The organism is Bradyrhizobium sp. 139 (genome assembly GCF_023074175.1).
GTDB lineage: Bacteria > Pseudomonadota > Alphaproteobacteria > Rhizobiales > Xanthobacteraceae > Bradyrhizobium.
In genome coordinates this window covers 1-785 of sequence record NZ_JADPKS010000145.1, presented here as the reverse complement: position 1 = coordinate 785, position 785 = coordinate 1, and the positions used below count along the sequence as shown (strand labels likewise).

Annotated in this window: 1 protein-coding gene; it reads right to left on the bottom strand. The window is 61.0% G+C overall.

The features are described 5' to 3' along the window. Nucleotides 1-32 precede the first annotated feature (32 nt). The coding region (locus IVA80_RS31495) for an alanine dehydrogenase (RefSeq protein ID WP_247438763.1) at nt 33-785 on the bottom strand (753 nt) is incomplete at its 5' end.

Here is a 785-nt window from a genome sequence, read left to right as displayed (position 1 = left end):
GGAGGAAACGCCCCCTTGGGAGGCCTCTGGGATCAGGCCGCAGCCTGTTCGACCGGCGAGTATGGCAGGCCAAGGCTCTCGGCCACGGCCTTGTACGTTAGGCGGCCACGATAGACATTCAGGCCCGCCCGCAGATGCGGGTTCTCGAGCACGGCTGCAAATCCTTTGTTGGCGAGAGCCAAACCAAACGGTAGCGTAGCATTATTTAGGGCCTGGCTTGATGTAAGCGGGACGGCCCCGGGCATATTGGCGACGCAATAGTGGATGACGCCATCCACCTCATAGGTTGGATCGGCGTGGGTAGTCGGACGAGATGTTTCAAAGCATCCGCCCTGGTCGATCGCAACGTCAACGATCACCGAGCCCTTTCGCATAGAACTCAACATACCGCGTCTTACCAGTTTCGGCGCACTCGCCCCGGGAACGAGCACGGCGCCGATTACGACGTCCGCGGCGAACACCTCCTCCTCAACAGCATCTATTGTCGAGAACCTGGTACGAACGCGCCCTTCGAACAATTCATCCAGCTCGCGCAGACGAGGAATCGAACGGTCTAGGATTGTAACCTCAGCCCCCAAGCCAGCCGCCATTCTTGCTGCGTGCGTGCCGACAACACCGCCTCCGATCACCACGACGCGGGCCGGCTGAACACCCGGCACACCACCGATCAAAAGGCCGCGCCCCCCTGCATACCGCTTCAGGGCCGCTCCGGCAGCCTCGATCGAAAGTCTACCTGCGACTTCACTCATCGGTGCAAGCAGCGGGAGTCCGCCATGTGCATCAGT